The organism is Psychrobacter sp. KH172YL61, from assembly GCF_007182895.1.
GTDB classification, from domain to species: Bacteria; Pseudomonadota; Gammaproteobacteria; order Pseudomonadales; family Moraxellaceae; genus Psychrobacter; species Psychrobacter pacificensis.
In genome coordinates this window covers 305,473-318,117 of the sequence record NZ_AP019516.1, presented here as the reverse complement: position 1 = coordinate 318,117, position 12,645 = coordinate 305,473, and the positions used below count along the sequence as shown (strand labels likewise).

The following is a 12,645-nucleotide window of genomic DNA, read 5'->3' as shown; positions in this document are numbered from 1 at the left end:
TTAGAAAGTTATACAGCTAACTGAGTTAGGTTATTATTAGTATTTCTCATCATCATATTATAATGAGAGATATGGCCTGTTTTTTCGAATATAGCTTCAAAAATTCTATTATATTCATCTACAGATGCAAACTGCCCATCAATAAATAGATCATCTGGAATACAGTGAGATCCGTCATTAACCCAACACATGAGAGATTTGCAAATCAACCGCTCATTCGGACATGTAAAATTACTTAGAATATCATGGTCTCCCATACCTCCAAGAATTTTAAAATAATTCTCAATTATTCGTCGCATAGAGTTCTGGATAGCTATTGGAGAACCTATATTTTCTTGTAGCTCTCGCCATAACATCTCATAAGAACTGTATATCGGATTTTTATTTTGATAATTAGTAATACTTGTCTTATTCTCTGATTTTCTCAATTTCCAGAAATTGACGGTATTCTCTGACTGTGCTTGACCGTTCACAAAGGATATTTCTTTATGAAAGTAAATGTTGTGAGTCAATATTATTAATTGTTTAAATTGATGATTATCATCACTTTTTACGTTTTTTATTATATCTTTAACCAAGCTACTAACAACAAAAAGGATATTACTATCTAAGCTTGATATTGGATCATCAATTACAATAACTCGATCGGTATTTATTGAACTTTCAGTTCGTCCTCCTTTGCATAGGTGATAAAAATAAAGGAAAGTTATGAATGTTACTTCACCTTCACTTAAAGTATCTTTGGCAAGAGTACCGTCACCCCTATATAGTTGATATCTGTTTTGCTCAACAGGCTGTATGCTAAATCCAGTAAAACCAAAAGATAATAATGAAGCGTTTATGTCCTGAACCGTCGATACAGTATTAGTTGGTATCTGAGAAAGGGCTGCTAACTCTTGCTCTATACCTTCGATTCTTGATTCTGCAACGCCAATCCCTCTTTTGATAGCTGTTATAGTTTTAACTAGCTGACTTTTTTTGGAATTATATTCGTCAAGTATGGCTTTATTAGCGTTGACTGTATAGTGCCAAACTTGCTGTTTCAAACGAGCTTTTGAATCACTTAAGGTTGCAACTAAATTGTTATGAGATTGAATAGCATCGTTTGAATTGACAATAATTGCCTGTAATGCTTCAATCTCTTCTGAGGTAGTATGAACATCTAAACTGCGACTCAACTCCTGCGATTTATCACGCATGATATTAAGGTTTAAATCTAGTTTTATTTTAAGTTGAGCAGAAATCTGCTTAAATAAACCTATATCGAAACTATAAGGAACAGGCTGCTCATGTATGCTAACTATACGATCTAATAAAGAATTTATAGAGTTAGATTCGCTAACATAATCAGTAAGTAGCCTATCTACTAGAGCAGAATTTTCTGTGTAAGTTGCATCAAAATAATTTTCTAGGCTTTCTCTAAACTCATTGTCGATAGTTTCTTTTTGACAAAACGGGCATGTGCTATTATCTTCTTGAATGTATGCTACACCTGCGCTTACCCAATCACTAATCTTTAAATGCTCTATTAGCTTTGATATACCAACGTCATTTTTACCTATTATGACTTCCGTCCAAATATCGTTGTTTTCTATTTTGAATAGAGATTCAGGCGATATATTTTGTATATTAGACCTCTTGCAAAAGTAGCAGAGGGAATTAAAATAAGAAGAACATTCATCGTTGTCTAAGAACCATGCCAAACATAGATAAGCTACTCAAACAAAGTGACGCTGGTTTTAAACGCTACACTGGCATTCATAAAGCCACCTTTTATGACATGCTTGAGGCCATGCAAGAGCATGAAGCATCTAAGACCAAATCAGGCAGACCAAGTGTGCTCAGTCTTAAGGAGCAGATACTACTAGCCCTGACTTATTGGCGTGAATACCGCACGCTTTATCATATCAGTATGGACTTTGGTATTCATGAGTCTTCTGCTAGCCGTATCATTCGTAAAGTAGAAGACACACTGATTGACTCTGGCAAGTTTGAATTGCCTAAAAAGCTGCCTAGTCGTGTCGATGAGGACATCAATTGGAGCGTCGTCATTGTCGATGCCACCGAAACCCCAATTGAGCGTCCAAAAAAACCAAAGAGACTACTACAGCGGTAAGAAAAAACAACACACCTTAAAAGCGCAGGTTATCGTTCATTGGCAAACCGGTTTGATACTTGATGTGCAAACCTGTAAAGGGTCAATCCACGATTTTAAGCTGTATAAAGATACTTGTCCTGATTGGTTACCTGAGAACACTAACTATCTAGCAGACAGTGGTTATCAAGGGTTAGCAAAGCTACATAACCAAACTTTCACACCATTTAAGAAACCTCGTGGTGGTCAGTTATTGGAGATATGCAAACAGGCCAATCACTATCTGGCAAAGTTCCGTATTGTGGTTGAGCACAAAATAGGCTTAATCAAGTTGTTTAAAATCGTGGCTCATAAATATCGCAACCGTCGTCAGCGCTATGATCTTAGAATGAAGCTGTTTGCTGGTATCATTAATTCCGAGCTTAAATTATGACTTTTGCAAGAGGTCTATTAGTTATTGCAGATGTGTTGTCATGAAATATAGACGTTGCAATACTTTCTAATTCCTCTAATGCTAAAGCTGGTGTATTATCGCTTAAACCTTGCAAATTTCTTTGGAAAAAATCAATCTTTTTACCTAAGTAACCCGTCAATGAACTTCTAAGAAGTTCATGATTTATTAGTTTACTGTTATTCCAAACAGCCTCTACTTTTTCTTCTTCTAACGCTCTTAATTCACCTTGCTTAGAATCTAATGTAACTGTATAGCGTCTAATATTAACCATCAGTTTATCTAGTTTATCTTTTTCTGCTATGATTTTTCTTTCATTATCTATATCTTCTTCACCAATTGTAAAAACACCTTCGAAACCACTATCAAGAAGATTTTTCTCTTTGAAATCTTTATTGTATACAAGAGTTTCAAGCGCACGGTTATCTAACCAGCTAATCGTGCAGTTAGATTGTGGGTTACTTAGCAGTTTAGAGATTGTAGTCTTGCCACTACCATTAGCTCCATAAATAAAATTAACTTTTTCTAAGTTATCACAGCTTATTCCTACTGCATCGTATGTACCAATGTTTTTGATTTGAAAACTCTGAATCATACTTATAACCACAATGGATAGCATTTTCGCTTGTAGAAAATACTAAGAAATAGGGAAGACACAACTAATATTGATAAATGTAATATCTTCACATGATAGATCATTTATGAGAGTAAACTCAAGACTAAATAATATTTCCACTCAGATAGTATCCATCATTTATTGGTATACTCCGCTGAAACTAACAAAACAAACCACTTAAAACAGACTAGTATAATGGAACCACTTATAACAGACCATTGAACGATTAATATCTATCAACACCTACAAAACTAGCTTAAAGAAATAAAACCCAAGCGCGGTTGCCAGCAGTGTCAATCCAACGTGCAGACCGATCAACGCCAGACCTGCTAGCAGCCGCCCATCATGAATAAAACCAAATACTTCTGCACTAAACGTACTAAAGGTAGTTAACCCGCCCAAAAATCCGGTAATCACAAACACGCGCACATGATCAGATAAGTTGCTACCCATACGCTCAAACCAGACGAGCGCAAGGCCAATCAGCAGGCCGCCTAAGACATTTGCGCCAAGCGTGCCAAGTGGTATCCAATGATACAGTGGATTAAAGCGCGCTAAATAGCCACGTAAACACGCGCCTAATGCTGCTCCTAAGCCGATTGCTAGCCACTGCATAGATTATCCTTAATTTATATGGCTTTTGAACGTTATACTGCAGGCAACAGTGCTGGTAATTCTGTCATTGGCCAGCGCGGAATACAGCTAATCGCCAGATCATCTGACTGCCCAGCTTGCAAGCGCTCAAATCCGGCATAAGCAATCATCGCGCCATTGTCTGTACACAGCGCGGGCGGTGCATAGTGGACCGTCGCATTGATCTTAGCCAGCTCAGTCTCTAGCGTCTCGCGCAGATGTGTGTTGGCACTGACGCCGCCCGCGATAACGAGTCTGCTCATATTCGCTTGTTTAAGCGCTTTGACGCATTTTTTTACTAGCGTATCGACCATCGCGTGTTGGAAGCTTGCGGCAATATCGGCGCGTACTTGCGGATCGCTATCAGCGCTATTGCCTGAGCCACCGGACTGCGGGGTATCTTTAATCAGATTATGCACTGCTGTTTTCATACCACTAAACGAAAAGTCCAAACCTCGATATAGCATCGGTCTTGGCAGTGCATAAGCATCAGGATTGCCAGCTTCTGCCAGTTTGGCAATATTAGGGCCACCGGGATAAGGCAAGCCTAGCATCTTAGCCGCTTTATCAAAGCACTCACCCGCCGCGTCATCGATCGACTCACCCAATATCTCATACTGCCCCACACCATGAGCGGCTATAAGTAAAGTGTGACCACCAGAGACCAACAGCGAAACAAAAGGAAAAGCGGGCGGATTGGCACCCATAAGCGGCGCGAGCAAATGCCCTTCCATATGATGAATACCAATAGCAGGAATATCCAAACCATACGCCAGACTGCGGCCAAATAATGCGCCGGTCATCAACGCACCGATCAGCCCTGGCCCTTTGGTATAGGCAATCGCATCGATGTCGTTTTTACTCATATCACACTGCTCAAGCAGCTCGTTGAGTAAGGGCACGAGCTTACGAATATGATCACGACTGGCAAGCTCAGGTACAACGCCGCCATAGAGCGCATGCAGCTCAATCTGTGAGTACAGTACTTGCCCGACCAACCCTTGATTGTCATTATTGATCTGCTCACTATCGAAGATGGCCAGCCCAGTTTCATCACAAGACGTCTCTAAACCCAATACCTTCATACTTTTGCCTTTATGCTTTTGTTTTCGGACTATTTTTTGCCGCGTTTTTATTGTATATCGCTTTAAAATTTTGAATAGCGAATCAAATCCGCTTCGCACAGCCAGTCATATTTTTAAAATCGATAGTAATAGAAAACGCGCATAAAAAACCGCCATTGTCAGTCACAATGACGGTCAGTTTAACAAATTTCAATGACTGATATACTCTATATATACTATATCAGCTTACTGACGCGAGCATATAATCAACAGCGGCTTTGACTTGTGCCTCACTGACACCATCTACCGCTTGTGCTGGCATTTTATTAAAGCCCTTAGCGGAGTGCATGTATAGTGTCTCTTTATCTTTGGTCAAACGAGTCGCCCAAGCGGCTGTGTCACCATATTTCGGTGCATTCAATAAACCCGCTGTATGGCAGACTTTACAGTTTGACTCGTAAAGTTTAGCACCAGCATCTGCAGCGAGCACTTCAGGCTCAGCGACAACCGCAGTCTCTTCTTCAACCACCATGTCGGTAGTCTCAGATTCAGCCATAGGCTCAGGCACCGTAGTTTCAGATTCTGTTGCAACTGTTTCTTCAACACTCGTAGCAGCAGGTTCGTTGGCTGCGCTGGACTCTTCCGTAGTCGCGTTATCACCACTACAAGCGCTCAATGCTAATAACACACTCAGACTGATAACAGATAAGCTCAGTCTTTTTATATGCTGCTGTATATCGATCATGACCTTACCTTTATTTGATGCGTCTGTGGCCAAATTTTTTGTAGCAGTTCATAGACTCACAATATTATATTACGAGTCTAACGCCAATCTCAACTTATCGTAGGCCTTTGATTTTTATAGAATTTAAAATTCTAATTGTTTTAACTGAAATTTTAAAAACTAAGTAAACCAATACCTTAGAAAAATAAGTTGAGAGTGGGTGAGTCTAATTAAAAGCTTATTCAGCAGGTGTTGCCATATCGGCGCTGTCAGTGGCAGCAGGCGCAGCCGCGGTATCAGCACTCTCTGTGGCTGGGGTTGTCGCGTCTGCCATGCTTGTATCCGCCGTACCTGCTTCAGCAGTGGCATCAGCTTCTGTCCCATCTGCAGCTGTTGCATCCGCCGCTGGCATCGGTGCCGTCTCTGGAAACTCCATGTCTTCTGCTTCAGGGGCGTTTGCGCGTGCTAGCTCAGCCGCTTCATCTACCATATCAATCGCCAATACTTCTTCGTGCTCTTCGCCGCCGCTACAAGCACTCACGCCCACACCCAAAGCTACGATAAAAGCTGTGCTTAACACCGTGTTCAATACTGTTTTTTCATTCCAACATCCTCAATAAAATACGCACAAAACGGTTGATAGACCCTACAATATGGGAAATATCATAGCATAAACTCCCACTAAACCGTTATAGACGGTAGGGATTTTTTATTGACACTAAACTTTGTGCTCTAACTCACCTAAAACCTGACAGTTCAGCTTGGATACATTTTAAACAAAGTATAAATAGACAATAAACCGTTAAAATCATTGACTTTGTTGGTATTTTTTATTAAAATACCTGCCCTTACGCTAATGCGTGAGAATTGTCCTAGTTTGAGCTGATGCCAGTAATCTTGAGATATTACGGCTAAATACTAATACACAGCCAAACTAATGCCCTTATATCTCATCCTAATCGAGGAGTCTTCATGCCTGCAGTTAAGGTTAAAGAAAACGAACCAGTTGATATCGCTATCCGTCGTTTCAAGCGCGCTTGTGAAAAAGCTGGTGTATTATCAGACGTACGTAAGCGTGAGTTTTATGAAAAACCAACGCAAGTACGTAAGCGCAAAAAAGCTGCTGCCGTAAAGCGTTATAAGAAGAAGTTACAACGCGAAACTATTCGTACTACTCGTATGTACTAATCAATAATCTGATTAGTTAAGTACAAGTGCTACACTAACGCCACTGTTATCCATCGATATCAGTGGCGTTTTTTATGCTACAATTTTCGTTGTTACTGCTGACGCAATTTTTTATCAAAGCCCGCTCTCAGCAGGTTTTACCCCAAAAAAACTCATTAAACAGTACCCAACAAATAGCATTTAACAAACGAATAAGGATAATAGCAGTGAGCCAACTTAAACAGACGTTATCAGACAACATCAAAACTTCTATGAAAGCTCGTGAGCTTGAGCGTGTCAAAATACTGCGCAACGTACAATCAGTCGTCAAACAGATCGAGATTGATCGTCAGACAGAACTAGATGATGCACAAGTATTAGAAGTGCTACAAAAACAGCTCAAACAACGTCAAGAGTCGCTCACTATTTTTACTGAAAATGGCCGTGATGATTTGGCGGCCAAAGAGCAGTTTGAAATTGATATTATCAATGAGTTTATGCCGCAGCAAATGAATCAAGATGACATCATGGCATTGGTCAACGCGGAAATCGCAGAGCAAGGTGCCACTTCTATGCGTGATATGGGCAGCGTGATGGGTGTACTGAAAAACAAGACCGCTGGTCGTGCTGATCCTGCGTTGATCTCTAAAATGGTTAAAGATGCGCTACAAGGCTAATTTTTCGTTTTAGGTAGCAAGCCGGCATATGAGCTGCTACTACTGAAAATGATGTTGTCGAGCGCACCCGTTGTTGTACGAAAAACTGACTATTTACAAACCGCCTAAGGCTCAAAGTCTTTGGCGGTTTTTATTGTTTTGATTTCTGCGTTGATATTGGCTAGCAATGGGCGCGCACTATTGCTTTGTGCTGTGGCTTGCAGGTTTTCCGTCAATTGCTTGGCCTGCGTCAGTGATGTCAACGCACTCTCATAGCGCCCATTCCAAAGTTGATCATAACTGCGATAACGCAATGCGTTGATCGTTGCAATATTAGCCAGTTGTGGTGACGTTGTGGTTTTAGCGAGCTTTTCATTAGCAAGCTGCAGACTTTGCCATGCATAGCGATCGCTTGGTTGTTGCTCTGTGAGTGGTTTTAGCAGTACTTGTGCCCTTAATGGCTGATTGCTATTGGTCAGTGCTTCCGCCAAATACAGACGCAAGTCACGGCGCTCAGGATAAAGACGCTGCTGACTCTCTAAAATATCTGCAGCTTGTTGCCATCTGCCTTGTTCGCTTAAAAGCTGACTATAAGTAATCGATAGTAAAGGTTCTAGGCTTTGACGCTGCGTATTTGGGAGTTTATTTATCTGTGCCAATACCTCATTAGCCTCTTCGATGCGCTGCTGTTCTCCGTACCAGCTCACTAAGGCAAGTTTGGCACCCAGACTATTTTTAGCAGCGGTTGTGAGCGTCACTTCAGAAGCATGTTTGCCAGTAACTTGTACACGCCAATAGAGCAAATCAAACAAGGCTTGATGGCGCTGCTGCTGGCTCAATGACAGTGTGGGATACTGCCCAGCACGGCTCTGCGACTCACTCAGTCGTTCATCACTGAGCGGGTGCGAGCGCACAAAGCTTGGTAAAAAGCGATTTTCAACCTGATTGAGCTGGCTTTGTTGATTCATCGTGGCAAAAAACCGTGGCATTGCCCGAGGGTCATAGCCTGCCTGAGTCATGATTTGCATCCCTACTCGGTCGGCCTCGCGCTCGTTGTTACGGCTAAAAGCCATGCTGCTATTCATAGAAGCTGTCTGGCTACCCGCCATTACAGCCGCCGCCGCATCACCATCGACTGCTGATGCGGCAATCGCAGCCAACATACCGCCTACTTGCATCAGTAAGGCTTTTTTGCGCTCGTCTGCGCTGTGCTCATAGTGACGTTGACTGATGTGCGCGACTTCATGGGCGATGACACTTGCCAGCTCATCCATACTTTTGGCGGCCAATATCGTCCCTGTATTGATCCCGATGACTCCACCAGGTGCGGCAAAAGCATTGATGCTGGGATTATCAAGAATAACTAAGCCAAGTGGTGCTTGCTGACGGGCTTGCGCATTCAATCGCCACGTCATGTCTTTTACCGTTTCTTGCACCCAAGGGTCGTGCTCCATTTTGACCCGACCATTGATGTTCTGTAATGACCATTCACCCAGCATTTTATTTTGATACTGCTCAGCAAAGCTCAGTCCTTGCCCGCGCAAATTGGGTAGCTCTAACGATTGTGACTCTACTGTTTGCCATGAATGATTGGCAAATGGCATAGCTTGGCTATCATCACCATCCCTTGCTATGAGCACTTGTAGCAATTACCAGCAGTGTCACTGACAGTCCGATTTTGATACTATTTGAAAAGATAAAACCACAGAGTTGCGGCTATCTGTTTGCCCAAATAGTTTAGATAGCGAGCTTTCCGACAGCTTATTTAACGAATGGCTGGCGGCTTTAATAAGTCGTGGCGGTCTATTAGCGTGGTACAAATTCGTATCCTATCAGATTGTTGACGACGTCTTTTCGACTATACGAGCTTGTTTGTATAAGGTCAATTCTACTATGTGCTTAGCTACCAATCACTCAGCCACCCGTCACGATTGTGCAACATGACTGTGTGATTCTAATGAACCGAACATGACGTTGATTATATTCAAATGCAATTATACATTGGCTATTTGGTATAATGGTTAAACACAATAATAGTAAGCTCATGGTTGCCGTAAATAGATTGACGATATTCAAAAATAATTGTTTGAGCCTTTTTGATAAAGAAACCGAAATACTGATACTTGTAAGGTTTGTATTATGTCCGCTGATAGCCAATTACCCATCAAACGTGCATCACACTCTATTTACTTATCAGCGAGCTTATCCGATCCAGAACAGCAAGAGATCAATCATCTGTTAGACTTGTTGCCAATAGAGAATGGTGGCCCAGATGTTGGCACTGAGACGAAAATAGATGAAGAGCAACCTTTACTAAATATCAAGCGTTTCGTCGATGGTCGCGGGCTTGCATGCCCAATGCCACTGCTGAAAACCAAGGTTGCGTTACGCGATGTAGCCGCTGGTGAATCATTATATGTGGTCGCGACGGATCCCAACTCACAAGCTGATATCACAGCGTTTTGTCATCAGAGTCAGCAAACACAAACGAGCGACTACTTAGCGTTAATCGTCAACGAAGTTACTGATTTGTCAGGCAATAGCACATCATTGCAGCGTTTCGCTACAATATATCACTTCATCATTACCAAAACTGATAGCAACTAAACGCTGCTGTCCTTTACAATTACAACTATAGAGATTTTTATCTGACTATTTGCTTAACTATTTAACCAAGGTCAAGAATATGGCTACTACTACTTCTGATGCTGCGAATGCGAATAAAAAAGACAGCACAGCTCCTATAAAAAACGATGCGCGCGATGCTGCACTAAAGGCAGCTGCACAGCGCCCACCTTATGACGCCAGTACGTTAGGCAATACCAGTACGCGCGATTTGGTGCCAGCAATGCCAACCCATTTGGCAGCGCCGGGGGTTAATCTGGGCGCCTACATCAATACTGTGCATCAAATTCCGATCTTAACGCCTGTACAAGAGCAAGAACTTGCCCATCGCTATTATGATGAAGGTGATGTCGAAGCAGCACGTCTGCTGGTGATGTCGCATCTGCGTTTTGTCATTCATATTGCACGTAGCTACTCAGGTTATGGACTGCCACAAGCTGATTTAATCCAAGAAGGTAATCTTGGATTGATGAAGGCGGTCAAACGGTTTGATCCGAATAAAGGCGTGCGTTTAGTGTCTTTTGCCGTACATTGGATCAAAGCTGAAATTCACGAATTTGTCATCCGTAACTGGCGTATCGTAAAAGTTGCGACCACCAAAGCACATCGCAAGTTATTCTTTAATTTACGTAGTTTAAAGAAAACCAATAATCAGCTCACGCTAGAAGAAGCAGACGCGATTGCCAAAGACTTGAATGTTACGCGCAAGCAAGTGCTCGAGATGGAGTCACGCCTGACTTCTTATGATGCCTCGTTTGAAGCGCAATCCAGCGACGATGATGACGGTCGCTATGCACCGCAGCTGTTTTTGGAAGATGGCATCGATCCTGCTGAGCAGTTGGAAGAAGAAGACTGGGAAGAAAATAACTCGTCTGCCCTCATCGCGGCTATGGGAACATTGGACGATCGCTCACGTGATATCGTCGAGCAGCGCTGGCTCTCTGAGCAAAAATCCACTTTGCACGAGCTGGCCGCGGTTTACTCTATATCCGCTGAACGTGTCCGTCAGATCGAAAAAAACGCGATGGACAAAATTCGCGATGCCATGACCATTGATAGCGTGATCTTACCTGATGATATTCAATAGCATCAAAAAAAGACGAGTGTTGTCATGTTAAATTGGATCGGTATTGCCGCGATTAATATGGCTATTGCTGTCGCTTTAGGTGCATTTGGTGCTCATGGTTTGGAGAATATTGTCAGCGCACAACAGCTTGAATGGTGGCATACCGCGACGCTGTATTTGTTCATACATGCGCTGGGTCTATTAGTTGTGGGATTACTGATACGCTTAAAATACACCACTCAAGCTACGGCTTGGTTATTGCAAACCGGTATTATTATATTTGCCGGTAGTCTATATGCCATGACGCTTGGAGCACCGCGCTGGTTTGGCGCGATTACCCCCATTGGCGGGGTTCTTATGATTGTAGGTTGGTTATGGCTTGCTATCTCTACATTTCGACTTGAGAACTCAATGGATTAATCCATTCTACTCATACCTGCCGAAGATTGATTGATATTATGAGTATAGATACAAATAGTCGCCTATAAGATTCAAAGCATCTATATTGCGACTAATACTTATAGGACCATTACTACAAGGAATCTCAAATTATTAAGGAGGATTTTATATGAGCACCATTAGTGTTAATGGTAAAAACTTACAAACCACTCATCAGACAGTGCAATTAGTCATCAATGAACTTGGACTCAGTCAAGGACGCTATGCCGTTGAAGTAGATGGTGAGCTAACACCAAAGAGTGAGCTGGCTCAATTGCGTATTGTAGAAGGTATGAATATAGAAGTCGTACAGGCTGTGGGCGGAGGCTAATTTTTTATATTTCAGTCTGTCATTAGTTTTTATTAATTATCAAGTCTTAACCCCATCATTAGAGACGTACTAAAAAAGACCTCAACGTGTCAAACGTTCGAGGTCTTTTTTCTTTATAGATCACCGATGAATGAAATAGCTGTTTGTCAAATTTCTTATTTTTTAGCTCGTTCAGACGCTCTTGATGATCTGATTGCCCACTTAATCAACGTTATTCAAACCTATGATTAAGCTGCTGGCACTGCTTCAGCAGACGTGGTGTCTTGATAGCGCTCATCACGCCCAGCACCCTGAGTCTTTTTGCGCTCTTGACGGGTCTTGTACTTACGTACTTGTCTATCAAGTTTGTCTGCCATCTCATTAATGGCTTTATACATATCATCTTCTAAGGCTTGGACAAACATTTCTTGACCTGAGACGCGCATAATCGCTTCAGCTTTATGGCTTTTTTTACCGCCATCACTTGCGCCACTATTGTCTAACGATAATATCACTTTAATACTCTGTATCTGATCAAAGTGTCGCTCTACTTTTTCAAGCTTTTCACGAACTGCTGTGTCCATAGCTTCGGTAACACTGATATGGTGACCACTGATAGAAACATTCATATTATTGTCCTTGTATTTGTAACTTACATTCAACAGATGAAGTCGCATTCCTGCTCTTATCATCCTGCCTTACCAATAATCTATCTAATGCCTCTAGTAAGATTTCGACGTATCCTTTTATCGTCTCCTTTATTAGACTTCTTGCATAAGTCATCGTCAGCCCTTGTAACT

General features: G+C 41.9%; 16 protein-coding genes. 8 read left to right on the top strand and 8 right to left on the bottom strand.

The features are described 5' to 3' along the window. Positions 1-8 precede the first annotated feature (8 nt). A complete protein-coding gene (locus tag PKHYL_RS01645; protein WP_240365826.1) occupies positions 9-1,703 on the bottom strand; it encodes an AAA family ATPase in 1,695 nt (564 codons plus the stop codon). Here PKHYL_RS01645 and PKHYL_RS01640 point away from each other — a divergent pair. Beyond that, entirely contained in the window at positions 1,697-2,116 is a 420-nt protein-coding gene (locus PKHYL_RS01640; RefSeq protein ID WP_240365372.1) for a transposase family protein, read from the top strand. The two genes, PKHYL_RS01645 and PKHYL_RS01640, sit on opposite strands and share 7 nt — an antisense overlap. Then, positions 2,076-2,528 (top strand): transposase family protein, encoded by a 453-nt coding sequence (locus PKHYL_RS01635; RefSeq protein ID WP_240365373.1) that lies wholly within the window; start codon positions 2,076-2,078, stop codon positions 2,526-2,528. Before PKHYL_RS01640 ends, PKHYL_RS01635 begins: the two co-directional genes overlap by 41 nt. On the opposite strand, the gene PKHYL_RS01630 is transcribed toward PKHYL_RS01635, so the two are convergent. From PKHYL_RS01630 to PKHYL_RS01610, 5 genes are all read right to left on the bottom strand, one after another. Continuing rightward, the gene (locus PKHYL_RS01630) at positions 2,518-3,141 is read right to left on the bottom strand and encodes an AAA family ATPase (RefSeq protein WP_240365825.1); all 624 of its coding nucleotides are present in this window, start codon (positions 3,139-3,141) and stop codon (positions 2,518-2,520) included. The two genes, PKHYL_RS01635 and PKHYL_RS01630, sit on opposite strands and share 11 nt — an antisense overlap. 264 nt (positions 3,142-3,405) lie before the next feature. Beyond that, positions 3,406-3,777, bottom strand: a complete 372-nt coding sequence (locus PKHYL_RS01625; protein WP_240365824.1) for a CrcB family protein — start codon at positions 3,775-3,777, stop codon at positions 3,406-3,408. Between the two features lie 32 nt (positions 3,778-3,809). Further along, a complete protein-coding gene (gene tsaD / locus PKHYL_RS01620; RefSeq protein ID WP_240365823.1) occupies positions 3,810-4,880 on the bottom strand; it encodes a tRNA (adenosine(37)-N6)-threonylcarbamoyltransferase complex transferase subunit TsaD in 1,071 nt (356 codons plus the stop codon). 220 nt (positions 4,881-5,100) lie between these two features. Beyond that, positions 5,101-5,604: a c-type cytochrome gene (locus PKHYL_RS01615; RefSeq protein ID WP_240365822.1), complete on the bottom strand. Its 504-nt coding sequence runs from the start codon at positions 5,602-5,604 to the stop codon at positions 5,101-5,103. A 217-nt stretch (positions 5,605-5,821) separates the two neighbouring features. Further along, entirely contained in the window at positions 5,822-6,163 is a 342-nt protein-coding gene (locus tag PKHYL_RS01610) for a hypothetical protein (RefSeq protein WP_240366475.1), read from the bottom strand. A 392-nt stretch (positions 6,164-6,555) separates the two neighbouring features. Here PKHYL_RS01610 and rpsU point away from each other — a divergent pair, with 392 nt between their 5' ends. Then, entirely contained in the window at positions 6,556-6,771 is a 216-nt protein-coding gene (gene rpsU, locus PKHYL_RS01605; protein ID WP_010195908.1) for a 30S ribosomal protein S21, read from the top strand. A 206-nt stretch (positions 6,772-6,977) separates the two neighbouring features. Further along, positions 6,978-7,427, top strand: a complete 450-nt coding sequence (locus tag PKHYL_RS01600; RefSeq protein WP_240365821.1) for a GatB/YqeY domain-containing protein — start codon at positions 6,978-6,980, stop codon at positions 7,425-7,427. Between the two features lie 104 nt (positions 7,428-7,531). Here PKHYL_RS01600 and PKHYL_RS01595 read toward each other — a convergent pair whose 3' ends face one another. Continuing rightward, positions 7,532-9,010, bottom strand: a complete 1,479-nt coding sequence (locus tag PKHYL_RS01595; RefSeq protein ID WP_240365820.1) for a M48 family metalloprotease — start codon at positions 9,008-9,010, stop codon at positions 7,532-7,534. Between the two features lie 535 nt (positions 9,011-9,545). On the opposite strand from PKHYL_RS01595, the gene PKHYL_RS01590 reads away from it, so the two are divergent. The 4 genes from PKHYL_RS01590 (at position 9,546) to thiS (ending at position 11,866) form a co-directional block, all read left to right on the top strand. Next, positions 9,546-10,013 carry a sulfurtransferase TusA family protein gene (locus PKHYL_RS01590; RefSeq protein ID WP_240365819.1) on the top strand — a complete coding sequence of 156 codons (468 nt, stop codon included), beginning with the start codon at positions 9,546-9,548 and terminating at the stop codon, positions 10,011-10,013. Positions 10,014-10,254: 241 nt separating this feature from the next. Then, positions 10,255-11,118 (top strand): RNA polymerase sigma factor RpoH, encoded by an 864-nt coding sequence (gene rpoH, locus PKHYL_RS01585; RefSeq protein ID WP_201587611.1) that lies wholly within the window; start codon positions 10,255-10,257, stop codon positions 11,116-11,118. A gap of 24 nt (positions 11,119-11,142) precedes the next feature. After that, positions 11,143-11,517 carry a DUF423 domain-containing protein gene (locus PKHYL_RS01580; protein ID WP_240365818.1) on the top strand — a complete coding sequence of 125 codons (375 nt, stop codon included), beginning with the start codon at positions 11,143-11,145 and terminating at the stop codon, positions 11,515-11,517. 148 nt (positions 11,518-11,665) lie between these two features. Further along, positions 11,666-11,866 carry a sulfur carrier protein ThiS gene (thiS, locus tag PKHYL_RS01575; protein WP_058025626.1) on the top strand — a complete coding sequence of 67 codons (201 nt, stop codon included), beginning with the start codon at positions 11,666-11,668 and terminating at the stop codon, positions 11,864-11,866. Positions 11,867-12,093: 227 nt separating this feature from the next. On the opposite strand, the gene hpf is transcribed toward thiS, so the two are convergent. Beyond that, positions 12,094-12,474 (bottom strand): ribosome hibernation-promoting factor, HPF/YfiA family, encoded by a 381-nt coding sequence (hpf, locus tag PKHYL_RS01570; RefSeq protein ID WP_240365817.1) that lies wholly within the window; start codon positions 12,472-12,474, stop codon positions 12,094-12,096. Positions 12,475-12,645 lie beyond the last annotated feature (171 nt).